At 45.2% G+C, this 26,133-nt stretch carries 30 protein-coding genes, 4 tRNA genes and 2 pseudogenes; 16 read left to right on the top strand and 20 right to left on the bottom strand.

What is annotated here, in order from left to right; all coding sequences use genetic code 11:
• Positions 1–4: 4 nt before the first annotated feature.
• The 3 genes from F4V45_RS06210 to thiF all read left to right on the top strand — a co-directional run bounded on the left by F4V45_RS06210 (position 5) and on the right by thiF (position 3,320).
• A complete protein-coding gene (locus F4V45_RS06210; RefSeq protein ID WP_150337531.1) occupies positions 5–2,227 on the top strand; it encodes an AAA family ATPase in 2,223 nt (740 codons plus the stop codon).
• Positions 2,228–2,298: 71 nt separating this feature from the next.
• Complete coding sequence (gene thiS / locus F4V45_RS06205) at positions 2,299–2,490, top strand: sulfur carrier protein ThiS (RefSeq protein WP_150337530.1); 192 nt, start codon at positions 2,299–2,301, stop codon at positions 2,488–2,490.
• A gap of 29 nt (positions 2,491–2,519) precedes the next feature.
• Positions 2,520–3,320 (top strand): thiamine biosynthesis protein ThiF, encoded by an 801-nt coding sequence (gene thiF, locus F4V45_RS06200; protein WP_246145244.1) that lies wholly within the window; start codon positions 2,520–2,522, stop codon positions 3,318–3,320.
• A 22-nt stretch (positions 3,321–3,342) separates the two neighbouring features.
• On the opposite strand, the gene F4V45_RS06195 is transcribed toward thiF, so the two are convergent.
• Positions 3,343–3,759, bottom strand: a complete 417-nt coding sequence (locus F4V45_RS06195) for a restriction endonuclease subunit S (protein ID WP_150337528.1) — start codon at positions 3,757–3,759, stop codon at positions 3,343–3,345.
• Between F4V45_RS06195 and F4V45_RS06190 the strand changes: the two genes are divergently transcribed.
• Entirely contained in the window at positions 3,753–4,340 is a 588-nt protein-coding gene (locus tag F4V45_RS06190) for a cytochrome b/b6 domain-containing protein (RefSeq protein WP_246145230.1), read from the top strand. The genes F4V45_RS06195 and F4V45_RS06190 overlap by 7 nt on opposite strands.
• Before the next feature lie 110 nt (positions 4,341–4,450).
• Positions 4,451–5,557: an SLAC1 anion channel family protein gene (locus F4V45_RS06185; protein WP_150337527.1), complete on the top strand. Its 1,107-nt coding sequence runs from the start codon at positions 4,451–4,453 to the stop codon at positions 5,555–5,557.
• Here F4V45_RS06185 and F4V45_RS06180 read toward each other — a convergent pair.
• The 11 genes and pseudogenes from F4V45_RS06180 to F4V45_RS06135 form a co-directional block, all read right to left on the bottom strand.
• Positions 5,554–6,627, bottom strand: coding sequence for a glycosyltransferase family 9 protein (locus tag F4V45_RS06180; protein ID WP_150337526.1), 1,074 nt, complete (start codon positions 6,625–6,627; stop codon positions 5,554–5,556). The two genes, F4V45_RS06185 and F4V45_RS06180, sit on opposite strands and share 4 nt — an antisense overlap.
• 11 nt (positions 6,628–6,638) lie before the next feature.
• On the bottom strand, positions 6,639–7,682 hold the full coding sequence (locus F4V45_RS06175) for a 7-cyano-7-deazaguanine synthase (protein ID WP_150337525.1): 1,044 nt from the start codon (positions 7,680–7,682) through the stop codon (positions 6,639–6,641).
• Positions 7,679–9,310 (bottom strand): DNA primase, encoded by a 1,632-nt coding sequence (gene dnaG / locus F4V45_RS06170; RefSeq protein WP_150337524.1) that lies wholly within the window; start codon positions 9,308–9,310, stop codon positions 7,679–7,681. Before dnaG ends, F4V45_RS06175 begins: the two co-directional genes overlap by 4 nt.
• A 118-nt stretch (positions 9,311–9,428) precedes the next feature.
• Positions 9,429–10,007: an HNH endonuclease gene (locus F4V45_RS06165; protein WP_150337523.1), complete on the bottom strand. Its 579-nt coding sequence runs from the start codon at positions 10,005–10,007 to the stop codon at positions 9,429–9,431.
• Between the two features lie 129 nt (positions 10,008–10,136).
• A pseudogene (locus F4V45_RS09770) lies at positions 10,137–10,289 on the bottom strand (site-specific DNA-methyltransferase); the annotation flags it as partial.
• Positions 10,290–10,320: 31 nt separating this feature from the next.
• Positions 10,321–11,028, bottom strand: a complete 708-nt coding sequence (locus F4V45_RS06155; RefSeq protein WP_150337522.1) for a type II restriction enzyme NmeDI-related protein — start codon at positions 11,026–11,028, stop codon at positions 10,321–10,323.
• A gap of 9 nt (positions 11,029–11,037) precedes the next feature.
• Complete coding sequence (locus F4V45_RS06150) at positions 11,038–11,445, bottom strand: PD-(D/E)XK nuclease superfamily protein (RefSeq protein WP_246145221.1); 408 nt, start codon at positions 11,443–11,445, stop codon at positions 11,038–11,040.
• On the bottom strand, positions 11,421–11,561 hold the full coding sequence (locus F4V45_RS09765) for a hypothetical protein (RefSeq protein WP_246145214.1): 141 nt from the start codon (positions 11,559–11,561) through the stop codon (positions 11,421–11,423). The genes F4V45_RS06150 and F4V45_RS09765 overlap by 25 nt, the downstream gene beginning before the upstream one ends.
• Positions 11,562–11,581: 20 nt before the next feature.
• A pseudogene (locus F4V45_RS06145) lies at positions 11,582–11,728 on the bottom strand (adenine-specific methyltransferase EcoRI family protein); the annotation flags it as partial.
• Positions 11,729–11,857: 129 nt separating this feature from the next.
• Complete coding sequence (locus F4V45_RS06140; RefSeq protein WP_246145212.1) at positions 11,858–12,088, bottom strand: hypothetical protein; 231 nt, start codon at positions 12,086–12,088, stop codon at positions 11,858–11,860.
• A 6-nt stretch (positions 12,089–12,094) separates the two neighbouring features.
• Positions 12,095–12,994, bottom strand: coding sequence for a class 1 fructose-bisphosphatase (locus F4V45_RS06135; protein ID WP_150337521.1), 900 nt, complete (start codon positions 12,992–12,994; stop codon positions 12,095–12,097).
• A 120-nt stretch (positions 12,995–13,114) separates the two neighbouring features.
• On the opposite strand from F4V45_RS06135, the gene rpe reads away from it, so the two are divergent.
• From rpe to F4V45_RS06110, 5 genes are read left to right on the top strand one after another with little or no spacing between them, the layout of a single operon-like run.
• Positions 13,115–13,756, top strand: coding sequence for a ribulose-phosphate 3-epimerase (rpe, locus tag F4V45_RS06130; protein WP_150337520.1), 642 nt, complete (start codon positions 13,115–13,117; stop codon positions 13,754–13,756).
• Between the two features lie 9 nt (positions 13,757–13,765).
• Complete coding sequence (locus F4V45_RS06125) at positions 13,766–14,527, top strand: 3'-5' exonuclease (protein WP_246145210.1); 762 nt, start codon at positions 13,766–13,768, stop codon at positions 14,525–14,527.
• A gap of 51 nt (positions 14,528–14,578) precedes the next feature.
• Positions 14,579–15,271: an RICIN domain-containing protein gene (locus tag F4V45_RS06120; protein ID WP_150337519.1), complete on the top strand. Its 693-nt coding sequence runs from the start codon at positions 14,579–14,581 to the stop codon at positions 15,269–15,271.
• 15 nt (positions 15,272–15,286) lie between these two features.
• Positions 15,287–16,141 carry a cytolethal distending toxin subunit B family protein gene (locus F4V45_RS06115; protein ID WP_150337518.1) on the top strand — a complete coding sequence of 285 codons (855 nt, stop codon included), beginning with the start codon at positions 15,287–15,289 and terminating at the stop codon, positions 16,139–16,141.
• A complete protein-coding gene (locus F4V45_RS06110) occupies positions 16,131–16,664 on the top strand; it encodes an RICIN domain-containing protein (RefSeq protein ID WP_150337517.1) in 534 nt (177 codons plus the stop codon). The genes F4V45_RS06115 and F4V45_RS06110 overlap by 11 nt, the downstream gene beginning before the upstream one ends.
• Here F4V45_RS06110 and F4V45_RS06105 read toward each other — a convergent pair.
• From F4V45_RS06105 to F4V45_RS06075, 7 genes are all read right to left on the bottom strand, one after another.
• Complete coding sequence (locus F4V45_RS06105; RefSeq protein WP_150337516.1) at positions 16,661–17,455, bottom strand: histidinol-phosphatase; 795 nt, start codon at positions 17,453–17,455, stop codon at positions 16,661–16,663. The genes F4V45_RS06110 and F4V45_RS06105 overlap by 4 nt on opposite strands.
• A gap of 3 nt (positions 17,456–17,458) precedes the next feature.
• Positions 17,459–17,791, bottom strand: a complete 333-nt coding sequence (gene rsfS / locus F4V45_RS06100; protein WP_023930165.1) for a ribosome silencing factor — start codon at positions 17,789–17,791, stop codon at positions 17,459–17,461.
• A gap of 19 nt (positions 17,792–17,810) precedes the next feature.
• Positions 17,811–18,449, bottom strand: a complete 639-nt coding sequence (locus tag F4V45_RS06095; protein ID WP_150337515.1) for a nicotinate-nicotinamide nucleotide adenylyltransferase — start codon at positions 18,447–18,449, stop codon at positions 17,811–17,813.
• Between the two features lie 12 nt (positions 18,450–18,461).
• Complete coding sequence (gene nikR / locus F4V45_RS06090) at positions 18,462–18,896, bottom strand: nickel-responsive transcriptional regulator NikR (protein ID WP_150337514.1); 435 nt, start codon at positions 18,894–18,896, stop codon at positions 18,462–18,464.
• Positions 18,897–19,700, bottom strand: coding sequence for a glutamate racemase (murI, locus tag F4V45_RS06085; RefSeq protein ID WP_150337513.1), 804 nt, complete (start codon positions 19,698–19,700; stop codon positions 18,897–18,899).
• Between the two features lie 8 nt (positions 19,701–19,708).
• Entirely contained in the window at positions 19,709–21,010 is a 1,302-nt protein-coding gene (gene rho / locus F4V45_RS06080; RefSeq protein ID WP_150337512.1) for a transcription termination factor Rho, read from the bottom strand.
• A gap of 164 nt (positions 21,011–21,174) precedes the next feature.
• Entirely contained in the window at positions 21,175–21,810 is a 636-nt protein-coding gene (locus F4V45_RS06075) for a superoxide dismutase (RefSeq protein ID WP_150337511.1), read from the bottom strand.
• 187 nt (positions 21,811–21,997) lie between these two features.
• On the opposite strand from F4V45_RS06075, the gene F4V45_RS06070 reads away from it, so the two are divergent.
• The 6 genes from F4V45_RS06070 (at position 21,998) to F4V45_RS06045 (ending at position 24,829) form a co-directional block, all read left to right on the top strand.
• Positions 21,998–23,194, top strand: coding sequence for an MFS transporter (locus F4V45_RS06070; RefSeq protein ID WP_150337510.1), 1,197 nt, complete (start codon positions 21,998–22,000; stop codon positions 23,192–23,194).
• A gap of 67 nt (positions 23,195–23,261) precedes the next feature.
• Positions 23,262–23,339 (top strand) — tRNA-Pro (locus tag F4V45_RS06065).
• A 41-nt stretch (positions 23,340–23,380) separates the two neighbouring features.
• Positions 23,381–23,457, top strand: a tRNA-His gene (locus tag F4V45_RS06060).
• Between the two features lie 6 nt (positions 23,458–23,463).
• A tRNA-Arg gene (locus F4V45_RS06055) sits at positions 23,464–23,540 on the top strand.
• Between the two features lie 10 nt (positions 23,541–23,550).
• Positions 23,551–23,627 (top strand) — tRNA-Arg (locus F4V45_RS06050).
• Positions 23,628–23,647: 20 nt separating this feature from the next.
• Entirely contained in the window at positions 23,648–24,829 is a 1,182-nt protein-coding gene (locus tag F4V45_RS06045; protein WP_150337509.1) for a glycosyltransferase family 9 protein, read from the top strand.
• On the opposite strand, the gene F4V45_RS06040 is transcribed toward F4V45_RS06045, so the two are convergent.
• On the bottom strand, positions 24,818–26,131 hold the full coding sequence (locus tag F4V45_RS06040) for a sensor histidine kinase (RefSeq protein WP_150337508.1): 1,314 nt from the start codon (positions 26,129–26,131) through the stop codon (positions 24,818–24,820). The genes F4V45_RS06045 and F4V45_RS06040 overlap by 12 nt on opposite strands.
• Positions 26,132–26,133 lie beyond the last annotated feature (2 nt).

Here is a 26,133-nt window from a genome sequence, read left to right as displayed (position 1 = left end):
CATAATGACAAGCCCCACTTTTAAAGACATTATAAATCGTGCGGTAGAGATTGCTAGAGAGCTGCAGCACGAGTATTTAACGATTGAGCATATATTTCTAAGCCTATTAGAGCACCCTAGTGGCAAGGAGTTTTTGCAGCCCTTTTGCGAGATTAGCACAAGCGAGCTGACAAAGCCCCTGCGCGCTTATCTAGCCAGCCATATCCCCACTAATGCCAATATTTCTCTGCCCAAAGAAACTCTAGCCTTACATCGCGTGTTTGAAGCGATGCTACATCACGCGCGCTCCTCTGGAGATGAGCATATAGAGCTATGGGACTTCCTAGCCTTTGCCATTGAAGAGAAGGACAGCTATTGCGCCAAGCTCCTTAAAGCCGCCAATATCACACGCCTTGATATTTTGCAACATATCCCAAGCAGCACCCCACCTAGCCAAGACATCATCCCCAAACGCCAAAAAGCCCTAGAGACATTTGCTAAGGATCTAAACGCCCTAGCAAAAGAGGGCAAAATCGATCCACTCATCGGGCGCGATGATGAGCTTATAAGAATGTGTGAGATCCTCTGCCGCAGGAAGAAAAATAATCCCATTTTACTCGGTGAGCCCGGAGTCGGCAAGACTGCCATAGTAGAGGGGCTAGCCCTTGCCATTACGCAAAATCGCGTGCCCAAAAAGCTTGCAAATGCGCAAGTGTATGCGCTTGACTTAGGTGCGCTGGTAGCTGGAAGCAAGTATAGGGGAGATTTTGAAAAACGACTAAAGAGTGTGCTAACGGAGCTAGAAGGCTTGCCTAATGTGATTGTCTTTATCGATGAAATCCACACGCTTGTAGGAGCTGGCGGGACTATGGGCGGCACAATGGACGCAGCAAATTTGCTCAAACCCGCACTAGCAAATGGGACATTTAAGTGCATTGGTGCTAGCACCTTTAGCGAGTATAAAAGCTCCTTTGGCAAGGACAAAGCCCTTTCACGCCGATTTTGCACCATTGATGTCAAAGAGCCAAGCCTAGAATCTTGTTTAGAGATTTTACAGGCACTTAAGCCATTATATGAGAGCTATCATAATGTGCGCTACGATGAGAGCGCGCTGCAAGCCTGCCTTGATCTATCCCACCGCTATATCAATGACAAATTTCTCCCAGATAAGGCGATTGATCTGCTTGATGAAGTAGGGGCTAGCCTCACGCTTAATGCCCCCTTAAAGCGCGTCATCACAAAAAAAGAGGTCGAGCACACCATAGCCAGAACCTACCATATCCCAAAATCCCAGATAAATGCCAGCGAGCGAGCGCAGGTCAAAACACTAGAATCCAAACTCAAAAGACGCATTTTCGCCCAAGAGCAGGCAATAGAAAAGCTCGCGCGCGCGATCAAAATCGCCAAGGCAAACCTCACAGAATCTAATCGCCCCATTGGCAGCTTTCTTTTTAGCGGTCCTAGTGGGGTGGGCAAAACAGAGCTAGCAAAAGAGCTTGCCAAGCATTTAGGGATGCACTTTGAGCGATTTGATATGAGCGAGTATTCCCAAGCCCATAGTGTCGCCACGCTTATTGGCGCACCTGCTGGCTATGTGGGCTATGAAAATGGCGGGATTCTCGTAGATAAAGTGCGTAAAAATCCCCACTGCGTGCTAGTGCTAGATGAGATAGAAAAGGCGCACAGCGATATTTATAATATCTTGCTGCAAGTGATGGACAATGCCACGCTTACTGACAATATGGGCAATGTCGCGCATTTTGAAAACGCTATTCTTATCCTTACTTCTAATGTCGGCAGCAAAGAGGGCAATGCCATAGGCTTTACCAAAGATAGCTCCCTGCGCCAAAATGCCGCGCTAAAGGACACATTTAGCCCAGAGTTTCGCGGCAGGCTTGATGCAATTGTGCATTTTAAGCCTTTGGATAAGGCAGCCTTTAAGCAAATCGCACAAAAAGTGCTTAGCGATATGAACGCCCAGCTACACGCGCGCAATATCGAGCTCAAGCTAGAATCTAGCGCGCTTAATGCCATTATCAACCAAAGCTTTGAGAGCGCGCTTGGGGCTAGAGAGATCAAAAAGATCATAAACACGCACATAAAATCCGCTTTAAGTGATCTTATCATCAATGGGGAGCTTGATAATGGCGGGGTCGTATCAATCGCCTATAAGCACAATCACTTTGTGCTCACACCCAAGCTAGCCACCAAGCGCACACCCAAACCCCCTAGGCAGACAAAGCCTTGATAGATTCTAGTAAGCATAGATTGCTAGAATCTATGCTTTAAAGCTTTTGCAAACCCATTGTAAGGAACACTATGACAATAAATGGAGAAAAATTCACACAAGACTCGCTACCACTCCTTGACTACCTTAAGCAGCGCGATCTGCAAATCACACACATAGCCATAGAGCTAAATGGCAAAATCGTGCCTAAAGATGAGCTTGCCACGCTTGTGTTTAAACAAGGCGATGTCGTAGAAATCGTAAGCTTTGTAGGAGGAGGGTGATGCCAAGCCCCAAAGATCTAGCCCCACTTTTGCATATCACGCTAAATGGACAGCCCTTAGCCACGCAAGCAAGCACAAGCCTAGAGCTTTTCCAAAGTCTTGGGGGCAAGGATAGTGATGTGTGGATTGTCAATGGCTTTGCTACCAAAGAGCCTGTGGCACTGCAAAATGGCGATGAGCTCTTTTGCATACAAAAGGGCGTGCTACCGCCAGAAGATGCGCTAGACTCTATGATGAGAGCGCGGCACACGCCAAAGCTGCACGACAAACTAAAGCAAGCAAAAGTCGCTATCTGCGGGCTTGGCGGGCTTGGCTCTCACATAGCCATAATGCTTGCTAGAAGTGGGGTGGGCGAGCTAGTTCTCATAGACTTTGATGTGATAGAGCCTAGCAATCTCAACCGCCAAGCCTATGAGATAAGCGATCTAGGCAAATACAAAACCCACGCGCTAAAGCAGCATATCGCCCAAATCAACCCCTACACCACCATACATATCCACACGCTAAAGATTGATGAAGCTAACCTCCCCACGCTTTTTGAGGGCGTAGATATTGTGTGTGAAGCCTTTGACAACGCCCTAGCTAAAGCAATGCTAGCCCAAAACTTCCACAAGCACTACCCGCGCACCTTTCTCATCTGTGCTTCTGGGCTAGCAGGCTATGGTAATAGCAACGCAATCCAAACCAAGCAGTTCGCGCCCTATCTCTACATCTGCGGCGATGGAGTGAGCGCGGCGCAAGTGGGACAGGGGCTAATGGCACCAAGAGTGAATATCTGCGCGGCACATCAGGCAAATCTCGTGCTAGAGCTTATCGCGCAAGGCGAGTAGCTTCAAATCCTAGAGCTAGAATCTACTCTACCCTTAAGCCCTTTTTGAGTGTGAAAAGGGTGTCTAAAGTTTGCACGATGTGTTCTTGTTCGCATAATGGCGGCAGGGGGGTAGTGAAGTTTTTTAAAATATCTAGCGGTGGAATATTTTTAATAGCTGAACCTTTGCTGTTTTCTTGAGATTTTTGCTTAATAAGAAAATCAAAAAAAATCATAAAATATGGTATCCACTCTTCATTGACTAGCTTGATTTTCATTAAGGCTTGATTGATAATTCCTTTTGGTGCATTTTTTGGAATTCTAAAAATTTCGCCTATCGTCCCCGCACAACTTACAATAATGTCATTTTCAAAAACTTCAAATTGCTTTAGTTTTTCAAAATGTTCTAATGATATTGCGTCAAAGTCTGCAAAATCGTATCGTGCATTGGGGTGTGGCATTTAGCACATTTATTTTGATTGCAAGTGGGATTTTCCAAATGCCTGTGTCAAAGCGATATATGATAAATGAGCTGCCTTTAATGGCGTGGAGTGGGGACTATCATATAAGCTTAATGCTGCATTATGTAGGGGCGTTTGGACTAATCTTTTTTGTGGCGTTTCACTTGTATTTTCATATCGCAAGGGCGGAGTTTGATATTTTCCCTAAAAAAGGCGATGGAGTGAAAAGTCTTAAAATCATCAAGGCTATGCTATTTGGAGGAGTTGAGCCAAAGAGTGAAAAATATCTGCCTGAACAAAGACTAGCGTATTTTTTCATCGGGCTTGTGCTGCTGCTTTTAATCGTTACTGGTTTAGTAAAAACAGCGAAAAATCTTGCTGGGTGGAATATAAGCGATAGTTTATATCTATGGAGTGCGCAACTGCATAATCTTGGAATGTTTCTTATCATACTTGGAATCATCGGGCATTTAGCGGCATTCATTTTCAAGGCAAATCGCCCGCTTTTACGCGCAATGTTTAGTGGCAGGGTAGATTCAGCTTACATTGTGGAGCGACATAGCTTGTGGCAAGAGGGGTGAAAATGGCTAGGGATAAAGTAGCGGAAAATAATCTAGATTCTATAAGCTGTCATACTAAGCCTTTAGGCGAAGTATCTCACATAGAATCTACACAAAATAAGGACTAAGCTATGCAAAATGTAAATACAGAATCTAGCCTAGATTCTACAAGCCAAACACAAGACAAAGCAAAATCTAAACTTGCTAATTTGCCTATCGCATTATTTGCTTCAGTTATGGGGATAGGCGGACTTAGCCTTGTATTAAAAAAAGCAAGTGTGGCATTTTGGAGTGGGGCAGAATCTACTTTAGATTCTACATTAGAATCTAGTTGGCAAGGGGCAGTCGCACCATTTCTATGGTGGGGAGCGTATGGCTTTGCGGTGTTGGCAGTGGTTGTTTTCGCCCTTTTGCTTGTGTGTTATGGTGCGAAAATGCTTTATCATTTCAATGCGTTTAAAGCAGATTTAAAACATCAAGTAAAGATTAACTTCCTATCAAGCATTCCTATTAGTATGCTTATCATCGTAGCATTTTGGAGTGATTTAAGTAGCGGGGTAGATGTGCTATGGCAAGGGATTTTGGGGCTTTTTTATGTGGCAAGTGCCTTGCAGCTCGTGCTTAGTTTATATGTGATGAGCTTTTGGTTTAGGGAGAGTATGAAGAGTGCTTTGCTATCCCCTGCGTGGTTTATACCGATTGTGGGCAACTTAATCGTGCCTTTAAGTGGTGGCTTAATCAACGCTCCAAAGGAATTATTACTCTTTTTCTTCTCAATTGGTTGCTTTTTTTGGATACTTTTGAGTGCGATGATAATGCAGCGGCTCATCTTTGAGCAGAGTTTGGAATCTAAATTTATCCCTACACTTTTTATTTTTATCGCTCCACCTAGCATTTTTGTGGTGGATTTTCATAGCCTTTTTGGATTCCATAATGCGTTGAGTTTTGTGGGCTTTAATGTGGCGTTGTTTTTCGTGCTATTGCTTTTAAGTTTAGGGAATATTTTTACTAAGCTTAGTTTTGCGCCATCGTGGTGGGCTTTTACCTTTCCGCTGTGTGCCTTTGGGATAGCGAGTTTTGATTTATATATGATTGATTTTAAGTGCTTTTATGGGCTTTTAGGGATTTTAGGGATTTTAGGGATTTTAGGGCTTGTGATGGCATTTTTTGCGGTGGTGTTTATCTCATATAAGACCTTAAGGGCTGTTGCAAGTGGAGCGATTTTTAGAGAGCCTTAAGTTTCCCTTAGGCATTGCTTAAGCAGGGCTGTGGTAGCTTGGATAATTTTTTGGCATTGGGCTTTGGTGAGCTGATCCCTTGGAGCTTCTAGGGTGATGTAGTGGAGATCTTTATGCCCCCAGCGCGGCTTGTCATACTCGGCATAGAGCCCAATGCTTGGCACTCCTAGATTTAGTGCTAGGTGCGTTGTGCCTGTGCTTGGGCTAATGCACAAGCTCGCGCGAGTAATTAGCGCGATAAGGTGGGGGAGTTTATTGTTGGCAAAAATGATGAGATTGCGCGAGTTAAGCTCCCTGCATCGCTTGTGGTCTCTCAAAGCTTGCATAAACTCTCTATGCACGGCAGGATAGGTGATCACTAGCACTTGGTGGGTTTTGCACACTTGCGCTATAAGCTCTAGCCACGCGTGCTGTGGGAGTGAGTAAGCGTTATTGACATTAAAGGGATTGATCACAATTAGCCTAGAATCTTCTAACCCCCCCCCCAAACACGATTTGGCAAAACGCTTTTTATAGATATAGCGCAGGATTGTATCAGCTTGGGCTTGGATAGGCTCTGGCGCACAGAGCCTAGCAGGAGAGAAGTCAAGCCTTGCGATACTAGTATCAAAGGCTTTGGGGTTAATGAGTCGCACCAAATGCAGCAGTATATTTTCAAAGCTCATTTGCTTATAGGTCTTGCTTGCATAAATAGGCAGAGTCCTTGCACGCCACGCAAAAAGGCTCACAAACTTCCTAGCGCATAGCACACGCCTAGCATTGGTAGCAAGCCCAAAGCGCAGAAATGAGCTTTTGCTATCACTTAGGATAAGATAGTCGCAAGCAAAGCTATTGATTGCAGCAATTTGCTTACTAATACTCTCTTTGGGGCTAGAATCTAGCTGCCATACATCAAGCCCAATATCTAGCAGTGTGTCAATATGGCTTGCTTGTGAGTAGAGTGCGGTGGTCGTGGCATTGCCAAAGACTATAAGCCTGCAAGAAAACAACGCCTTAATCGCATACAAAGCTTTAGCATAGATGACATTTGAGCCAAGCTCCCTTGAAGCGCAAACAAACCCCACAACCACGCCAGCGACCCCTATGCTTTGAAAAACAAAAACTCTTGCGCTTTTTGCTTATCAAGCGGCTCTACTTCTAGGATAGATTCTCCCACTTGCACGCGCTCCTTTGCCCCACTATGCTTAGCATAAGCAAGCGTGAGCCTAGCTGCTAGGATTCTATCTTCATCACTTGCGCTAGATTCTACAAGCCCAAGCGGTCCTTTAGAATCTAGCAGGGTAATATGCGACATTTTTGGGTTGGGGGCGGAGAGCTTTTTGTTTTCTTCTTCGTTGCGAGCGATCACACAGCGTGCGCCATCTGGCAGCACCATATATCGCCCCACTTTTACCAACGCCACATCTTCTAGCACCATTTTTCTATGCGCACTTAAATCTTTGATTTTATTTGCCACGCTTATATCTGTGAGCAAGCAGCCTCCGCCGGGGTTTTCATAGTATTTAAAGTCCCATTGCTTCACTAGCTCAAGCTGCCTTGTGCGCCCCCTGCCGCTTATATCAAGGAGTTTTTCTCTATCGACCCAGCCCATTTTCTCTGGGAAGCTTGGCTCTAAAAGCTTGGCGCACATCGGGCGCAGGAGTAGCTCATCTAAATACTGCGGCTTGCTAGAATCTTGCCCCTGTGCTAGCAAATGCGCAAATCGCTCATCACTCCCAAAGCCTCGCACAAGCCTTTTTACTTGATCTAGGGCTTCTTTGCGCTGGGATTTTGGACGCTGCCCTAGCACTTCCCCGCTTACTACAAAGCTAGCTCCCAGCTCTTCAAGGCGCAAAAATGCTTGGGCAAACATATTAGCGTGGCAGTCGATACAGGGGTTAAAATACTTACCATAGCCATATTTAGGCGCAAAAAGCACATTGTCAAAAAACTGCTTTCTAATGTCGATTAAAACAAGCTCCGCGCCGACTTGCTCTGCAGCATTGCGCAAATACTCACTCTTGTCTTTATTGCCTCCAAAGCCTATATTAAAATGCACGGCTTTGACTTTGATCCCTTGGAGTGTGAGTAGCTTCATTGCAATGAGACTATCACACCCCCCACTAAAAAGTGCCAATGCTGTCATATTGGTTGTAGTTTCCTTTCTGTTGATTTGGTAGTTTTAAGGCGTAGAATTTTAGCGCGAAGTTGCGTGATTTGGGCTATATCTTTGGTCTGCTTGAGCTTAGATTCTAAAAAGCGCAGGATAAAAATGCGCAGCTCTGCTTCAAAGCCCCCTTCACACAAGGGCAGCGGGTCAAGGGCTATGCCCAAAAGCTTTGGGTGGCTAAGGTTATTAGCACATAGAGCGTCAAAAGCATCTTGATAGTCTGTGAAAATACTTCTATCAATATAGAGCAAGGCTTGATTAAGCAGGGTTTCATCTTCAAGCATATAGCGCAAAATGAGCCGCTCGAGTTTATCGCCGCTGGATTCTGGAGCGTGTATGGGGGCTGGCTTTTTCGCCCCCTTTGTAGCGCGTAAAAACTGCAATGGCACTTGGATCAAATCTGCGCTAAATTGGGCGTATTCATCTTGCATAAGGGGACTAAGTGTAGTGAGAAATGCTTTGACTTCTTTGAGTGCGTCCTCTTTGCTAAGAGGGTTGGCGAGATTGTGCTTGCTAGCAATCATTGTAAGACAAAATTCAATAAAAGGCTTAGGTCTTGCAAAAAGCTCTTTTACTTCCTGCTCTCTGCCTGCTAGGATCATATCTGCTGGGTCTGCACCATCAGGGAATATCACCACCCCACCCTTTTTGCTTAAAGGTGCTAGCATACTGCTTGCACGAAAAGCTGCGTTAATGCCAGCTTTATCGCCATCATAGCTTAGGATAATCTCTGGCTCGCCTTTGTTAAGTAGGGGAATATGCTCTTTGGTAAGGGCAGTGCCAAGCGTGGCTACGGCGTTGTTAATGCCAGCTTTATGGAGCATTATTGTATCAATATAGCCTTCTGTGATGATGATTTGCTTGCTAGCAAAGATTGCTTGCTTGGCAATGTGGTAGCCATAAAGCAAGCGCGATTTATTAAAAAGTGGGCTTTGGGGGGAGTTTAGGTATTTCGCTGGCGCGCCATCTTTGAGACTGCGCCCACCAAAGCCTACGACCTTGCCATTTGGCGAGTAGATAGGGAACATCACTCGCTCACTAAAGCGCGCATAAAATGGAGCAGACCTAGGCTGATCATTCTTACCAATAATGCCATTTTTTAGCAGCTCATCTGTGGGGAGATTGTGAGCGTTGATAAAGGCTTGGTGTCTAGCGTGGCTTCCACAAAGCCCTAGATTCCACTGCGCAATGAGCCTATCATCAATGCCACGCTTATGCAAATACTCTAGCACAGAGCTAGAATCTAAAAGGCTTGTGTGGTAAAAAGCCGCGACTTTCTCTAAGGTATCGGTGCGCTTTGCACGCTCTTTGTTGTCGTATTCTAAGCGGAAGTCAAGCATATCGGCGATTTTTTCAATCGCTTCTACAAAGCTTAGCTTCTCATACTCCATCACAAACTTTATGCTATCTCCGCCTATGCCGCAGCCATAGCAGTGGAAGATCCCCTTGCTAGGTGAAACCATAAAGCTTGGGGATTTTTCATTATGGAAAGGACAAGTAGCAGCATAGTTGCTCCCCACGCGCTTTAGCTCAAGGTAGTGGGTGATGATTTCAAGAATATCAATGCGGTTTTTTAGATTCTCAATTGATGCGCTTGTGATCATTGTATGCCTTTGTTAAAAAGTGGATTCTAGCATAATCTTTCTTATCACTTATCGCACTCCAGCCTAGCTAGGGCTACTTAGATTCTAGCTAGCTCACAAAATCGCACTTATGTAGAATCTACTTAGCACTCTTTGCCCTATTGCACTTTACACAAAGCATTTGGCAGTTTTCTTTCTCTGTCTTTCCGCCTTTGCTCCACGCTAAAATATGATCAGCCTCCATTTGCTCTAGCTCTAGCTTTTCATTTTCGTGCGGACATTTCACGCCCTTTATATGTCCATCGCTATTGGCACACACGCCCCCTTGCTTCTCATACACCGCCCTTTTGATACTATCGCTAAACGCCCTTAGACTTAAATGCTTTTCATCACCACTTAGCACATACGCATACACGCCCTTTTTACTTCCCACCTCATCATCTTGCATAAGCTCTATAATTTTAGATTCTAGCTCTTTGGCATCTAGTGGCTTATCTTTATATGTATTATAGAAAAGCCCCCATTCTAAGCCTTTCATCTCTTTGCGATATTTTTCAAACTTCATCTCCACCCAGTCTATCACCTTTGCAAAATACTCCCACAGCTCATCAGCATTTTTAGAATCTTTGGCATTTTTAGCCATATACTCGCAAATCTTTTCATCTTTCCTAGAATCCACTTTCCAAGCAATAGCACTCTCTAAAAACTCCTGCCGCAATGCACTGCCATTTAGATATTTAGCTCCCTTTAATATATTCGCATATACTTATAGTCCTTTGCTGTCCATCTAGCACTTCATATTCACACTCCGCACTAGAATCCACATTTTTCACCCCTTATCGCACCCTTAATGCCGCAGATCTGCTACTCTAAGATAAATCTCTTTAAACTTAGAATCTAATTCGCCTTTGCGTTTTATGCTTAAATTTATAAAGCTAGATTCTCTCTCAATGCCTACAAACCGCCTGCCTCAAAGATTTGCGGCAATCCCTGTGGTGCTATAAATGGATCGCAAATTATAAAATTTGCTATTAAATGCCCATTTCATATTTCATACTTTCATTTTCATATTGTTTTACAATGCTTTCATAATCTGCAAAATTCACAAAATCTTTAATGGGTTTATAAATAGAATTTTCCATTATAGAAAGAAATTGTGCCTTGCGTTTTTTATCAGCGACAATATAAAATTTTGAGCGAAAATCTTGTAGCTCAAAAAATTTATTTAAAGAATTTTTAAAATCTGTTGAATGCTCCACCTCATAAAATGCGTGAGGCATTTTGCGTTCATTAAACCATATACTATCAATAGTCTTTGCCTTATTTACTAGCTCCAAATAAGTGAAGGTATGGATTGTATCCAAAGTGGCTATGTCTTTTAGCGGTTTATTGATAAAGAGCTTGTTTTTATCCTGTGCTGGTATAAATGTTTGAAATCCTCTTAAAGCCCCTAATTCAGTAATAATTCCTTGATAATATGCATGAGTAAAATGCGGGTTTTCAGTAGTATTTGTAGTGATGTGTAGATTTTTTATAATCATATCTTTTTGGTGAGATAATCCCCAAAGTCCGGGCTTAATTTTGAAAAACTCTTTGTTTGTTTGCACTATTCTCCTTATGGAAGCATAAGGCGTTTTAGTTTTCCATATTGAAGTATCTACAAGAGCATAGAGCTGTCCTAGTGTTGCCACACCCTGTAATGTTTCAAATATGTGGATTACACATTCTTTTTGCGACATAGTAAGCCTTTATAAATTTGATATTGGTAAGCCAAAAATTTGCAATGGAATATACTCAAAATAATATCTACAATTCACGCTAATAATATAATCTAAAACATCTCTATATTCCGGCTTTCTAAACCAATCACTTAGCAAATACACATACTCCACTTCCATATTAAGACTAGAGAGAAGTTTTTGATATTGTTTCTTTTTAAAATCACAAGTTTGTAATTTCTCATCAACCGATCCTGCAACTCGCTGAAATTTACACTCAATGATAAAAAATGTGTTATTGATAATAATATAAATACTATCATCAGGCAAAAGCTTTTTAGAGATAATATCTCGCCAATTTAATCCACGCTCTTGTAAAAAGCTATAAAACTTATGCTTTTTAAAGATTTGCGCTACCAATTCATCGCAATAAAACACTTTTCCATCGCTATCAACGACATATTTTGCTGGGATAAAAATGTCGCTAAATCCACTTTGCCTTCAAAAACTAGCCCCGTTCTTGTATTTGCTCCACCAATGCCATTTGCAATCATTTACACTCCTTGTATGATTTTTCATCACAATTACAATAGACAATTTTATCTTTAAAATGCTCTTTGTAGTGTTGCAGCTCGTTTTCTATATCGCTTAGTTGCGTGTAGAACTCATCTTTTTTATTTTTCTTGGCATCGTGGAGGTTTGTGTTGGCTACTTTTTGCATTGTTACTCCTTGTTGTATTGATAGCTTAGGATCTACTTTTGTCATTGCGAGCCGACAACGGCGGCGTGGCAAAGCAAGGCGCAGCCGCAGCTTCTTTAGTAATCCACCCTATAATCCACACTAGAATCTTTAAAACGCGAAGTCCCCGGCTTCGCCTTTGTTCATACTTCTATACACCGCCTTGACATAGCTCTGCCGTATCTCGCACTGCTCCATATCCGCACAGCCAAAGCAGCCTTGCTTGTGTGGGTCGCTTGCATCTGGCAGCAGCCCCCTAGCCTCTTGGCACTCTTGTAGCAGCTTAAGCTGCTCCTCTAGCTCTCTTTCAAACACATCTTCACTAGGATTCGCACTCATCATTTCTCCTTATTTCATATAGGTTGTGCGCACTTGGGCTATCTCCTCCTTGCTTCCTAAAAAGCAAGGCGTGCTCTCGTGCAGACTATCACAAGGCAGAGAGAGCAGCTGCCTTTGCCCATCTATCGCTTCTCCGCCAGCTCTTTCATAGATAAAGGCAAAGGGGAAAACTTCAAAGAGCTTCCTTAGCTTGCCACTTGGCGCATCGCTTGTAGCAGGGTAGCTAAAAAGCCCGCCCCTTTTGCATAAAATCTGGTGCAAATCTGGCACCATACCCCCAGAATAGCGCAGGCGATACCCTTTGGCAAACAAGCTCTCCACTAGCTCTTTGTGCCTTGCCTCCCAATTCTTTTGCGTGCCGCCGGGGGCATTAAGCTTGCCCCTAGATTCTAGCTGCAATGCGCCCTTACTGCGCCACTGCTGCTCATTACAGACATAGTGCTTTGCTTCCTTGTAAGCTAGCACGACTTCTAAGCGTGGTCCATACACGATATATGCAGCTGCCACAAGTGCGCTCGCACCAAATACGCTATCATAAATCCCAAATATGCTCCCCACGCTTAAATTTGAGTCAAAGAGACTTGAGCCATCAAGTGGGTCATAGGCTACAAGCAAGCCGCTCTCTAAAGCGTGTAAAGAAGTGGATTCTACGATGTTTGCGCCCTGCTTATAGAGTGCGCTTGATTTTTCTTCCGAGCAAACACCCTTTACACAAGGGAGCTTTAGCAAGGCTTGCTCTAGTAGCATATCTGTGCGCACATCAACGGCTAGCTGTGTATCGCCACTAGCATTGGTGCTAGCTAGGTAGCCACTATCATCGCGTTGTAAAAGCTCTTGCACTCTAGTAGCGCACTCTTGTATGCTGGAGAAAATCTCTGTAATCATAGATTCTAGCTTGGATTCTGTCATTGTATGTCCTTGGTTGCTTGGGTGTTGTGAATTTCGCTGTGATTATAAACTAAAGCAAATTATGCTATGCTTTAAGCATATTTACTTAATCTACAACTCCATATTTTCTAAAGGTCTTTTATGCTTGTTTCTCCTAGTTTGTTGTCTGCGGATTTTTTGCGGCTTGGTGAAGAAGTGGATTCTATCTGCAAGGCTGGTGCAGATTATTTGCATATTGATGTGATGGACGGACATTTCGTCCCTAATCTTACCTTTGGGCTACCTATCATCTCGCAAGTCGCTAAGCGCGCGAGTATCCCGCTTGATGTGCATTTAATGGTGGAGAGAGTCGAGTGGTTTGTGGAGTATTTTTTGCCCTTGCACCCAGAATTTATCAGCGTGCATATTGAAGCAGTGGCGCATTTGCATAGGCTCATCACTCATATCCGCGCAAATGGCGTGCGCCCCGCAGTCGTGCTAAATCCACACACAAGCGAAGAGAGCTTGCGCTATATTTTGCCAGATGTGGATATGGTGCTTTTAATGAGTGTGAATCCGGGCTTTGGGGGGCAGAGCTTTATCCCAAGTGTGCTTGACAAAGCGCGGCGATTAAAAGACTTGATAGAGTCCAAAAACCCTAGCTGCTTGATTGAAGTTGATGGCGGGGTCAATGCAAGCAATATCAAAAGCCTGCAAGAAGCGGGCGTTGATGTCGCTGTGGCAGGGAGCTATATCTTTAATAGTAGCGATTATGCTAAAGCTATATGCTCGCTAAAGCCTTAAAGATTCCCATTGATAGCCAATCTAACACCACTTGCCAAAGCCCTAGATACAAGGCTACATAGCCACGCGCTCGCACACGATGATATGCAAGCACTCCTAGAAAGCTTTGGGGCAGATATGCTAGAGCTAGAGCTGCTAAAAGCCCAAGGCTTCCCACTAGAATCTAACGCGCAAGCCTACTTCCTCCACACTGCTAGCACGCCTTATACCAAGCAGAAATTTTGCTTTGTTGATATAGAAACCACAGGCGCGCGCCCACAAGAGTCCCAAATCATAGAAATTGGTGCGATTATGTATGAAAATGGCGCGATTGTGGGGGAGTTTGATGAGTTTATTTACGCGCCATTTGTGCCAGAGATTATCACAGATATTACAGGCATTACTGCTGATATGCTGGCAAATGCGCGCAAAGTGCAAGCGGTTTTAGAAGATTTCCGCGCATTTTTGGGGCAGAGTGTGTTTGTCGCGCATAATGTGGGCTTTGACTATAGCTTCATTAGCCACGCGCTAGAATCCTGCGGACTTGGAAGCTTGCTCAATCACCGCCTATGCACAATCGATTTAGCCAAAAGGACTATTCTCTCCAAGCGATATTCCTTGCAATATTTAAACGAATTTTTAGGGATCAACACGCCAAAGGCACATAGAGCCTATGCCGATGCACTCACCGCGCTAAAGGTATTTGAGATCGCGTGCCTCTGCCTCCCTAGCTCCATTTGCACAGCAAAAGACCTAATCACTTTCTCACGCAGCAAACATAAAGGATTCTAGGCATAGTTTTTGCTTACTTAACTAGAATACCATAAGTTATAAGGAGTTTGTGTGCCGCATCTACCATTTTCACCTACTCTTATGCGATCGCTATTTGCGCTAGCATTTGGCGTGCTTACCCTAGCTAGCTGCGCCAAAAATACAGCAAATCCGCTTGCAGCAAATATCAATGGCAAAATCCCTGATCAAATCGATGACCCACTAGGGATAGGCACAAAGCCCACCGCCCCAGCCAAGCAGGCAGCCCCAAGCTTTATCCACAATGCAAAGTCTCGCCTTAGCCCACTCTCAGGCGATGCTAGAGACTTTGTCGCACTGCTCAATCAAGGTGGCGGCGTGGTGAGTGTCTGGGCTAGCGCACCTGCTAGCTGGGTCTGGGCGCACTCTGCGGCATTAAATGCAAGCTTTGGTGATGCGTTTAACTGGGCTATGCAGCCCATTGGCGATGGGCTTTTCCGCTTTGTTAATAAGCTTACGCGCACTTGCTTAAATGCCTATGGGCAAGGTGTGATACACTATCCGTGCGACCCCAATAACCCTAATCAGTTTTTCCGCATACTGCCTATGGATAATGGCGCAAGTGCTATCCAAAGTGCTAGCACAAATCTCTGCTTGCAAACAAGTATGCACACCAAGGCAAACCACCCAATCACGCTTAATAAATGCCTACAAGTGGCAAACTCCGAGCAGCAGTGGTTTATTATCCCGCCTTTTCTCAAGCCCACGCCAATTATCTACCCATAGTTTGAAGGAGATGCTATGCCCACATCATCGACCATATCCCACAAGATTCTACTTATAGCCCTAGTGGCGTGCTTTGCCATTACACACGCGCTAGCTGATATGCGCAGATACAAAATAGGCTCGTGGAATCTAAATGACACACAAATGCCCATCGAAGAAAAGTGGAACAACACAATCCGCAGCCTACTTAGCGGGAGCAATGGTGTAGATATTTTAGCACTACAAGAAGTCGGCGGGCTTCCTACAAATGTGGAGTTTCTCAATACCTTCACCCTGCCTTATGCGACCACACTTCCTATCCAAGAATACCAATGGGATCTAGGCAGGGGACAAGGGAGAGTGTATGTGTATTTTATGCGCACAGATACTGATATGCGTGGGATCAACCTTGCCATAATCACCAAAAAGCGCGCGAGTGAGATCTTTGCCATTAAGCCAAGCAGTAAAATCTCCTTACCAATGCTAGCCATAGCTTTGGGTGATGATGTCTTTATCACGATGGATTCTATCGATAGAAAGGGGGCAGACACTCTAGCTAATATCACTAATGTGTTTGACTACTTTAGCAAGCACCAAAGAGCGCAATCGCTGCAGTGGCTTATCCTTGGAAGCTTTAATATCCACCCCCAAGCCCTGCAATCATCTATCCCACCAAAACTACAAGAGCGCATAGCTATCATCGCACCATCTGTGGCGACTAGGAAAAGTGGCGGCATCTTAGAATACGCCCTTAGTGGGAACTCTGGTGAGTCTGCATACCTAGCCCCCACGCTTAATGCCTATCTAGGGTATGGCAATGTAAGGCAGCAGTTTGACTCCGTGTTTATCCCCATTATCTTTAGCAAGTTAAGGATTATCTATGACTTTTAGCAATCTCTCTAGGCTGTGGATTCTAGCTAGCGTGCTAGTGCTTACCCCATCACTTTATGCTAAAAAGCTTATCACCAATCAGTCTGTCTCTATCCGCACTATGAGCACAGGAGAGTCTCTCTATGCTGGCGGTGGTGTCGCAGAGCTAAGCTGGAATCTTGTAGAAGTAATGCTGCCGGGCTATTTGACTAGGAAATTTCCCTTTGGCGCGGTGCAGTTCCGCCATATTAGCAAAGATGATAAATGCCTTATGAGCAATGGGTTTTGGCTTAGTGTGGGTGAGTGCTCGGCAGTTAGGCTCGGTGATCACCGCACGCTATTTTCCCTACTGCCAACTTCTAGCGGTGCCTTGCAGATACAATCAATCGCCACTGAAGGCTGCTTAGTAGTAGAATCTAATGGCAAAAAAATCGCCCAAAGCATACGCCTACAACCTTGCTTCACTAACGCACACGCACCGATAGATTTGCGCTGGCTCTGGGTGCTAACTCCCCCAGTCATTGACGCCAAGCTAGCACCCTAGCCTTTAAGCCCCAAAGTGATCGCGCGCTTTTTGCGATAGATCACACACTCTGTATAGCCCACCGATCTAGCCAGCTCTAAGCACTGCCCATAGCCAGCCCCCACCTGCTCTATACTATGCGCATCTGAAGAAAATGTAATAGGGATTTGATATGCAAAAGCACGCGATAAAATCTCCTTGCTAGGGTAGGCTTGCGCGATTGTCTTACGCAGTCCTGCGCTATTTATCTCAATGCTCATTTGTGCTTTTGCGATAGATTCTAGGGCAGATTCTAGCTCATCGCCCACGCACTCTGGCATTGTGTGTCCAAATACTTTTAGCAAGTCCAAATGCCCCACGATTTGAAACAGCCCGCTATCAGCCATAGCCTTTATCGCCCTCAAATACTCTCTCCAGCATTGCACCATATCACGCTTGGCATACTCTGCTATAAAGGCTGGATTATCAAACCCCCAAGTATCTAAAAAATGCACCGAGCCTATGAGATAATCCACACTAGCTTGCAGCACACGCTCTTCTAGCAAGCTCTCCTTGCCCTTGATAAAATCCACTTCAAGCCCGCATAGCACTTCAATCGCGCCTTGCTCTGCTTGGGCTAGCTCTCCAATCTCTGCAAAATAAGATTCTAGCTCATCACTACCCATACGATAGGCTTCATCAAACTTCATTGGCGCGTGGCAGGAGAATCCATACACATCAACCCCAAGCTCCTTAGCACGCGCGATAAACTCACTTGGACTTCCACTTGCGTGCTTGCAGCGCGGCGTGTGGTTATGCAAATCTACGCGCATAGCCTACCCGCGCACAAAGTGATTGCGCAAGAACTCTTCAAGGTTAAAGCGTTTGCGAGTATTGTCTGTAAAAATATGCACCATAATCTCCCCCAAATCCGCGACAATCCAGTCTTCACTCTCATCATCAACATAGTAAAACTCTTCATCACTACACGCAGTCTTTAGATGATCAAGCAAGGCATAAGAATGCTTGCCAGCTAGTGCTGTGGCAATCACCACGCTATCGGTGATATACTCGCTCTCTTCTACATCAAAGATCTCAATATCTTGGGCTTTTTTCTCATCAAGTGCTTGGACTATGGCTTGTGTGCGCTTGGATAATGCCTGATTCATCTTGCTCCTTTTAGCAAAGTTAGCGGGTATTGTAGTATATTTTTCGCATACAAGGAACAATGCTTGGCGGGACCCAGTGTGCTACTTGCTCAAACTCGCCGCGTGCAATTGCAGCACGGATTTGCGTGGAAGATATGGGGAAGCCTGTGATATGCAAGGGCTTGGTGGTGCTATACCTAGAATCTAGCTTTTGTGTTTGTGTGGCTATCTCTGTTTGGGAACTGCTTGTTTGAGTAGTTTCACAAGCCCCAAAATCCCGCATAAGTGGCACAATCTTAGCAAGCTGCGCTAGCTCGCTAGCTTCCTTCCACCTAGGCAAAGACTCTAGCGCATCACTCCCTAATGCCAGCCCAATCTCCCCATATTTACTAGCATAATAGCGCACATACTCAATGGCATATACCACGCGATTAGCTCGTGCCTCAAAGTCGCTAATCTCCACACGCAAATAATCTGCGCAAAGCTCTTCTAGCCACGCTATGCGCGTATGTATCGAGGCTAATGGCATAGATTTAAATGGATTGCAAAATGCAGGGATTACAATCACGCGCTTATAGCTAGAATCTAGCCTTTTTATAATCTCCAAATGCCCTAAATGTGGTGGGTCAAAGCTGCCGCCAAAAAGCACTACCATAGAGTGCTGCGAGCTAGAATCCACCTTTACACCCCGCTACTGCTGCATATCAAATGTGCTAGCGCGCGTAAGCTTACTAAACTTCACACCTTTAAGCCCAGAGAGATCAAGTGCAAACTGCTGTATCTGCCCGCCCATTCCACGCAAGATAATCGTCTCAAGGCAATTATGCGCATCGATATGGATATGCGTTGTGCAGAGGATCTCTAGTCCATTGTGGCTGGCGTTATGCCCTATGTCGATGATCTTTTGGTTCAGCTCTCTTTGATGGTGGTCATAGACAATGACTAGCACTGCTGTTTGTAGATTGCCATCATCTTGCCACTGCTCTTGGGCGAGCTTCTGGCGGATTAGATCACGCACAAGCTCGGAGCGCGAGGTATAGCCCTGCTTGATAAAGCGCATATCCATAGCTTCTAGCAAGCTTGGCTCTAAAGACACAGAAAAGCGCACTACTTTACGATCTCTCACTTACTTCTCCTTGTCATAGAGCCAAATTTGCGCGCGCTTTTTTAGTCCATTCACATCGCTTGAAGCAAAAAACTCTATCTCCGTTTTTCCATAAGTATTGGGCTTAAGCTCGAAATGCTCCACCAAATACTCCACAATCGCATCGCCTGAGTGGATCAGCGTGCTTTGGTGCTGAAAATACGCGCTAATTTCTTTGGCGATAAGTGGGAAATGCGTGCAGCCTAGGATAATTGTATCAGGAGCTTCGCCGCCAAACTCACTTGCTTGCAAAAATGGGTGCAAATAGTGGTGCAAACACGCTTGCAAGATGGGCGCGCCACTTGGTGTGCGATAGCTGCCCTCCTCTACAATTGGCACAAAGAGCCCTGTCGCCACCGCGCAAAGACGCGAGAATCCAGCTTTTTGCAGCAGCGTTTGATAACGCGCTGAAGTGATAGTCGCCTGTGTGCCGAGGATTAGCGTGCTAGAATCTAGGGCTGGATTAGCATTGATCCTAGCTAGCACGCCCGGCTCTATCACACCGATAATGGGAAAGCTCGCATAAGCGCGCATAGATTCTAGCGCGTAAGCACTCACAGTGTTGCACGCCACAAGCAGCATATCCACTTCTTGCGCACGGAAAAACTCTAAACACTCTAGCGCAAAAGCCACAATGGTCTTCTCATCTTTGACACCATAGGGCACGCGCGCTGTATCACCAAAATACACCGCACTCTCAAATAGCTTAGATTCTAGCACGCTTTTTGCGACACTAAGCCCCCCCACTCCACTATCAAAAATCCCCACACGCTTAAGCGACCCCATAGGCTTGCCTACTCTTTTTCATTCATTTTGTTTAAAAACTCTTCATTGTCTTTTGTTTGCTGCATTTTGGCGTAGATAAAAGATAGGGCTTCAATATCGTCCATCTGCTGCATTACATTGCGCAGCATCCATACTTTTGTGAGCTTATCTTTGCCAAGCAGGAGATCGTCTTTTCTTGTGCCAGATTTTAGAATATCAAAGGCAGGATAGATTCTGCGATCTGCGATATTGCGCGCCAAGACTATTTCGGCATTTCCTGTGCCTTTAAACTCTTCAAATATCACCTCATCCATTCTTGAGCCTGTGTCAATGAGTGCAGTGGCGATGATAGTAAGGCTACCACCTTGCTCGATATTGCGCGCCGCGCCAAAAAATCGCTTAGGCTTATGCAAGGCATTGGCATCAACGCCCCCGCTTAGCACCTTGCCGCTTGCTGGAGTTACCGCATTATAAGCGCGAGCAAGACGCGTGATAGAATCTAGTAAAATCACCACATCTTTGCCATTTTCTACTTCGCGCTTAGCGCGCTCTAGCACAAGCTCTGCTACGCGGATATGGCTGCTTGATGGCAAATCAAAAGTCGAGCTATATACGCTACCTTTAACACTGCGCTGCATATCAGTAACCTCTTCTGGTCGCTCATCGACAAGCAGCACCATAAGCTCTACTTCTGGGTGGTTGGCACTAATGCCGTGCGCTAGCTCTTTCATAAGCTCAGTTTTACCTGTGCGAGGAGGAGCCACGATCAAGGCGCGCTGCCCCTTGCCAATGGGACTAAAGAGATCAAGCATTCTACCTGTAACCTTTGTGGGCTGGTATTCTAGGCGTAGCTGCTGGGTGGGAAAAAGTGGGGTGAGATTATCAAAAAGCGGGCGATTTCTCATCTCTTCAAGCGACATATAATTAACTGCTTCAATCTTTAGTAGCGCGTAATACCGCTCCTGCTCCCTAGGCAGACGCACCTGCCCTGTTACAATATCACCATTACGCAAGGCGAAGCGATAGATTTGTGTTTGACTGACATAGGTGTTGTTTTTGCTATCGGTAAATGTCTCATCAATAGCACGCAAAAAGCCGTAGCCCTCGTTTGTAATCTCTAAAATCCCGGTGAAGAGTATGTAGCCACCTTGGGAGACTTGTGTCTTTAGGATTTCAAACATCAAATCTTGTCGCTTAAACTCTTGGGGGTTGTCGATTGAGAGAGATTGCGCGATTGCGATGAGCTCGGCTATGGGCTTGATATTGAGCTCTTCTAGCTTATAAGCTTCCACAGGGATATGTTGCTGCCGTTTATGAGAGTGATCTGCCATTAAAAATCCTTATAGTTAGGTTCAGTGTGTGGGCGTGAAAGCAAGCACGAGAGACACAAACTGCTGGAATCTTTGAAGATAATCAAAAAGTAGAGTGAGATTGTAGCGAAAAATAAGAAAAAATCAAGGTGAAGCACATTGGGCATACACCCAATGTGTAGGGGCTATTTCTTATGTAAGCCGTTGATATAAAAGCGGATAGAGCTAGTGCCTTCTTTTTGCGCCCATTCAAATGCGCTAGAGACAAACGCCCAATTGATATGGCCAAAAAACTTCTCCAAATACGCAGGGCGCGCATTTTTATGATCAATATAATACGCGTGCTCCCACACATCACTTACAAGCAAAGGCACTTTATCTTCTGTGATAGGTGTAGCTGCATTGCTTGTTTGGACAATTTCTAGCTTGCTAGATTTTGGGTCAAACACCAGCCAGCACCAGCCAGAGCCAAAGAGTGTAGTAGCAGATTGGATAAACTTTTCTTTAAAGCCATCAACGCTGCCAAATTCTTTCTCTATCGCAGCTTTTAGCTCGGCACTCATTTCGCTTGACTTTGGCGCGATGCAATCCCAGTAAAAATCGTGGTTATACACTTGGGCTGCATTGTTAAAAATCCCGCCGCTAGACTTTTTGATAATGTCATAAAGCTCGGCATTTTCAAACTCATTGCCTTTTGTTAGGTTGTTGAGATTATTGACATAAGTTTGATGATGCTTGCCATAGTGGAAGTCAAAAGTTAGCGGGCTTAGAAAATCTCCAAATGCGTCTTTTTCATAAGGTAATTTGCGTAGTTCAAACATATCATCTCCTTTGGTTGTGTGTAATTATTGAGCGATCTCTCGCAAGGCTCTATTATAACACAACTACACTTAACCCTAGATTCTAGCTAGAATCTAAATGCACTAGCGCAATATCTGCTACAATGCCTTACTCCTTAGAGCCGACAAACATCACTAAAAGCTTTAGATCCTACATTATGGAGAGATTATGACACAGCCACTACGCAGCCCGACCCTTATCACTAAGCTTGCTATTTTTACCATCGCCTCTACCACCGTGCTTGGTCCTACTATCATCGCACCAAGCTTGCCTGAGCTTGAAGCGCATTTTGCCAGCACGCCACACGCGGATATGCTCTCTAAGCTTATCCTTACGCTACCAGCACTATCGATTATGATTTTTTCTCCTTTGGCTGGGTTTGCCTATGCTGCTTATAGGAAGCTGCCTATTATCCTTGCTGCACTGCTTCTATGGAGTGTGGCTGGGGCAAGTGGTTTTATGCTCGATAATCTCTATGCCTTGCTTGTATCGCGCTTTTTCTTAGGCGTTGCTACGGCGTTTTTAGCCACAGGTGTGGGCGTACTGATAGGGGATTACTACAAAGGCAGGGTAAGAGAAAAGGTCCTTAGCACGCAAAACTTCGCTATGGCTATTGGCGGGGCGATCTTCCTTGTAGGCGGGGGAATGCTCGCAGAAATTAGCTGGAGATTTCCATTCCTTGCGTATTTGGGTGGGGTGCTTATCTTTATCTATGCTAGAAGTGCGCTCTTTGAGCCAAGCCCCACACCCCGCACACCAAAGGTGGCTTGTGATTCTATCGCGCAGCGCGCGCAGGCTATGTGGGCTTGGCTCTACAAATTTGCTCCTGTGTATTTTCTAGGATTTTTTGCGATGATGATGTTTAATGTCGTGCCCACACAAATCCCCTTTTTCATCTCCCATATCCTAGATAAGCCTAATTCTCAAATTGGCATTTCTATGGCGAGCACAAGTTTGGCTATGGCATTTTTCAGCTTGATGTATAACCGCGTGCGCGCATTTCTCTCTATCAAGCATATCGCCTCTGCTGCACTTATGCTCATAGGCACGGGGCTGCTCATTATTGGGGTGTTTCATAGCTATGGGGCATTACTTATCGCGCTTGTGTGTGTGGGTGCTGGGCTAGGACTCATACTCATCAACAATAGCTCGTGGCTCTATATGCTTGCAAGCGATAGCGAGCGTCCTAAGGCGTATGGGTTTTTGGCAAGCTTTTTGTTTATGGGGCAGTTCTGCTCGCCTTTTCTCACCCAGCCCATTGTCAAAGCCTTTGGGCTTATTGAAATGTTTGTGATTATGAGTGTTGTTTTATATGGGCTAGCTGCTGTGTTTTTCTTCTACAAAGGCGCGCCGCTAAAGTCCTAGCCTAGCTTGACATTATTTGCAGCCTTTGGCTATAATGCGCGTTTCTAAAGTGTTTGGGATATGTGATCGGGGCGTAGCTCAGTCTGGTTAGAGTACTTGGTTTGGGACCAAGGGGTCGAAGGTTCGAATCCTTTCGCCCCGACCATTTTAGAATCTTATTTTTCTTTCTTTTCGTTTTTTATTATGGTGGGTGTAGCTCAGTTGGTTAGAGCATCAGTTTGTGGCACTGAGGGTCGTGGGTTCGAGCCCCATCATCCACCCCATTTTGTGCGTTCGTAGCTCAATTGGATAGAGCACCAGACTTCGGATCTGGGGGTTAGGGGTTCGACTCCCTTCGGGCGCACCACCCAGCTCCTGCGCCCATAGCTCAGCTGGATAGAGCAACGGCCTTCTAAGCCGTAGGTCAGAGGTTCGAATCCTCTTGGGTGCGCCAGCTTGATTCTGGACACACTTATGATACACAAGCAATCTCACGCTAATGATACTAATAAGCCTACGATAATCTTTCTCCACGCAGATAATGTCAATGGATTGGGGGATAATGTCATCGCCCTTGATACTCTGCTCGCATTAAAGAGAATCTACCAAGCCCGCCTTGTTGTCTTCGCCCGTGATACCCTACAAGAGCTGCTTGAAGGGCTAGATTTTGTCGATGAGTTTTGCCTGCTAGAAGGTGAGCTTGCCACCGCTATAAATAGAGAGAAAATCAACGCCTATAATGCCACCTACCTGCTCTCCCTTAGCTGCAAGACGAAAGCTTTGCGCTTCTTTGCCTCTACAAATGCCACTACCATCATCACACGCGCCAAGCTTGCTAATATCCTGCGCAAAAGATTCCGCCCTGTGCTATTGCTAAACCCTAGCATAACCCACAGGCAAACGCTCCTACTCCTAGCACGCGCTATCGATAAAGCGCGCTTTGATAAGCATATAGACTCTATCGATTTCCTAGATTCTAGGGTCAAAAGCAGCGATAAGCAAAAGCAAGAAATAGCGCACTTCCTTGCCACAGAGCTTACGCGCTTTTGTCGCAGTGATTTTAATGCCAACGCCACCCTAGAGAGCAAAATCGCTTTCACCAAAGCCCACCGCGCCCGCACACCTAGCAGCCCCCCAAATCCCCTTGCCCTAAGCCTAAGCAGCTCGCAAACCCCACTATATCTAATCTGTATCAATCCTTTCACCATAGCAGCCACGCACTCTCTCCATCTTGAAAGCTATCTCACACTCATTGATAAAGTCGCTGCTTTGCCTAATTGTATCCCTTGTATCTGCACCTATGGCAAGACACACGCACTGCTCCAAGAAGCCTTGCAAGACTACAACGCCACGCACTCTTGCACCCTGCAAGATCGCTGTATCATCTACCACAATCAAGGCGACCTCCACAATCTCGCAGCATTTTTAGAGATGATGAGCTGCATTATCACAGGCAGCACTGGGGCATTGCATTTAGCAGAAAATCTCTTCACCCCAAGTATCGCTCTAGTCTCACACACTGATACCAAACGCTGGGGCAGCCAAGATAAACGCTATGTGATCATACAAGAGCCGCTATCAAGCATTAGCAAAGAGCTAGAATCTAGTGTGATAGATTCTAGCATTGCCAAGCTGCAAGAGCTACTACCACGATAGAGAGAATCTACTCCCCACTCCCACTTCACTCTCCACGCTAATGCCTATCCCATAGCGCGTGGCGATTTCTTTCACAAGGCACAGCCCTATGCCAAACCCGCCTTGGCTCTCGTGGTAGCGTGTATAGCGTGTGAAAATCTGCTCTATCTCGCTAGGCTCTAGTCCGCAGCCGCTATCAGCGATAGTAAGAGTGGATTTAGATTCTGCATTGCGCATAAGGCTTATGCAAATGCTCCCGCCCTTTTTGTTGTATTTCATCGCATTGCTTAGGAGATTATCAAGCAAAATGACGATTTCATCATAGTTTGCGTATAAAAAGGCTGGGGCTAGGTCTTTGGTAATGGTAAGGGATTTTTGCGCAAAGAGCGCGCTAAAATACTCCAATCTTCGCTCTACAAGCCCCTGCATATCAAGCTTTTGTATCACGCCCTTGCCTTGGTAAAAATTTAGGAAAATAAGATTCTGGTAGAGGTGGTTGAGATTCTGGGCGGAGAGCTTGATATGCTGGAGTTTAGTGAGATTACTCGCGCTAAGATTTTTGGTATCAAAGCTCTGCACACTCATCAAAATCACGCTAAGTGGGGTGTTGATCTCGTGTGTGGAGTCTTTAATGAAGCGTTCAAGCGTTTGGATTTTTTCTCGTATGGGTGCTAGGGCTAGGCGCGTAAGGTAGTAGGCGATTATCCCCATAAGCACAATGGCGCAGGCAAAGTAGAGCCAAATTTCTACCTTGAGCTTGCGCACTTCTTTTGGGACATCGATGGCGGCTAAAGAGAGCTGCTCTATGGGCTTTGGCGCAAGCAGGGGGAAGCTATCATCGATATTGTAGCCTTGCAAAATAATGCGGATATGCAGGCTATCGACATAGTGGAATATCTTTTTTGGGAATTTTTGACTAGGGGGCGGAATATGGCGCAAAAATCGATGATCGATGAAAAATTGCTCCCCAAAGCGTGCGGGACGCTGTGTTTTTAATGCGCTTATGATCGCGCCAATATCAAACGCAATGGTGCTAAACACAACTCCACCGCTAGAATCCACAATCGCAAATGGCGTATTTATCGCGCTTTCTAGCTCATCTATCGCATTTTCTATGCCCTTTTGCTCATAGATAATTGCCGCGATTTTTATGGAGTCATCGCGCATTTGCGCCATTTGGTTGGCTTTAAGATTCTGCAAGCCTTTGTGATACATCACAAAGCATATCACCCCAAGCAGCACAATACTTGTGCCAAGATACAATGCCAAGATAGACAAAATACTCTTATGAAATTTCACGCTTTTATAGAAATTTGTGCGCACTC

This window comes from Helicobacter canis (genome assembly GCF_008693005.1).
Taxonomy (GTDB): domain Bacteria; phylum Campylobacterota; class Campylobacteria; order Campylobacterales; family Helicobacteraceae; genus Helicobacter_B; species Helicobacter_B canis.
The sequence above is the reverse complement of the archived record's forward strand: the minus strand, read 5'-3'. Positions and strand labels throughout refer to the sequence as shown.

What these genes read in the sequence shown, in the direction of transcription:
- F4V45_RS06210 (WP_150337531.1), top strand. Translation starts at nt 5, where the DNA reads ATGACAAGCCCCACTTTTAAAGACATTATAAATCGTGCGGTAGAGATT.
- thiS (WP_150337530.1), top strand. Translation starts at nt 2,299, where the DNA reads ATGACAATAAATGGAGAAAAATTCACACAAGACTCGCTACCACTCCTT.
- F4V45_RS06195 (WP_150337528.1), bottom strand. Translation starts at nt 3,759, where the DNA reads ATGCCACACCCCAATGCACGATACGATTTTGCAGACTTTGACGCAATA.
- F4V45_RS06185 (WP_150337527.1), top strand. Translation starts at nt 4,451, where the DNA reads ATGCAAAATGTAAATACAGAATCTAGCCTAGATTCTACAAGCCAAACA.
- F4V45_RS06175 (WP_150337525.1), bottom strand. Translation starts at nt 7,682, where the DNA reads ATGACAGCATTGGCACTTTTTAGTGGGGGGTGTGATAGTCTCATTGCA.
- dnaG (WP_150337524.1), bottom strand. Translation starts at nt 9,310, where the DNA reads ATGATCACAAGCGCATCAATTGAGAATCTAAAAAACCGCATTGATATT.
- F4V45_RS06155 (WP_150337522.1), bottom strand. Translation starts at nt 11,028, where the DNA reads ATGTCGCAAAAAGAATGTGTAATCCACATATTTGAAACATTACAGGGT.
- F4V45_RS09765 (WP_246145214.1), bottom strand. Translation starts at nt 11,561, where the DNA reads ATGATTGCAAATGGCATTGGTGGAGCAAATACAAGAACGGGGCTAGTT.
- F4V45_RS06140 (WP_246145212.1), bottom strand. Translation starts at nt 12,088, where the DNA reads ATGATGAGTGCGAATCCTAGTGAAGATGTGTTTGAAAGAGAGCTAGAG.
- F4V45_RS06135 (WP_150337521.1), bottom strand. Translation starts at nt 12,994, where the DNA reads ATGACAGAATCCAAGCTAGAATCTATGATTACAGAGATTTTCTCCAGC.
- rpe (WP_150337520.1), top strand. Translation starts at nt 13,115, where the DNA reads ATGCTTGTTTCTCCTAGTTTGTTGTCTGCGGATTTTTTGCGGCTTGGT.
- F4V45_RS06115 (WP_150337518.1), top strand. Translation starts at nt 15,287, where the DNA reads ATGCCCACATCATCGACCATATCCCACAAGATTCTACTTATAGCCCTA.
- F4V45_RS06110 (WP_150337517.1), top strand. Translation starts at nt 16,131, where the DNA reads ATGACTTTTAGCAATCTCTCTAGGCTGTGGATTCTAGCTAGCGTGCTA.
- F4V45_RS06105 (WP_150337516.1), bottom strand. Translation starts at nt 17,455, where the DNA reads ATGCGCGTAGATTTGCATAACCACACGCCGCGCTGCAAGCACGCAAGT.
- rsfS (WP_023930165.1), bottom strand. Translation starts at nt 17,791, where the DNA reads ATGAATCAGGCATTATCCAAGCGCACACAAGCCATAGTCCAAGCACTT.
- murI (WP_150337513.1), bottom strand. Translation starts at nt 19,700, where the DNA reads ATGGGGTCGCTTAAGCGTGTGGGGATTTTTGATAGTGGAGTGGGGGGG.
- rho (WP_150337512.1), bottom strand. Translation starts at nt 21,010, where the DNA reads ATGGCAGATCACTCTCATAAACGGCAGCAACATATCCCTGTGGAAGCT.
- F4V45_RS06075 (WP_150337511.1), bottom strand. Translation starts at nt 21,810, where the DNA reads ATGTTTGAACTACGCAAATTACCTTATGAAAAAGACGCATTTGGAGAT.
- F4V45_RS06070 (WP_150337510.1), top strand. Translation starts at nt 21,998, where the DNA reads ATGACACAGCCACTACGCAGCCCGACCCTTATCACTAAGCTTGCTATT.
- F4V45_RS06045 (WP_150337509.1), top strand. Translation starts at nt 23,648, where the DNA reads ATGATACACAAGCAATCTCACGCTAATGATACTAATAAGCCTACGATA.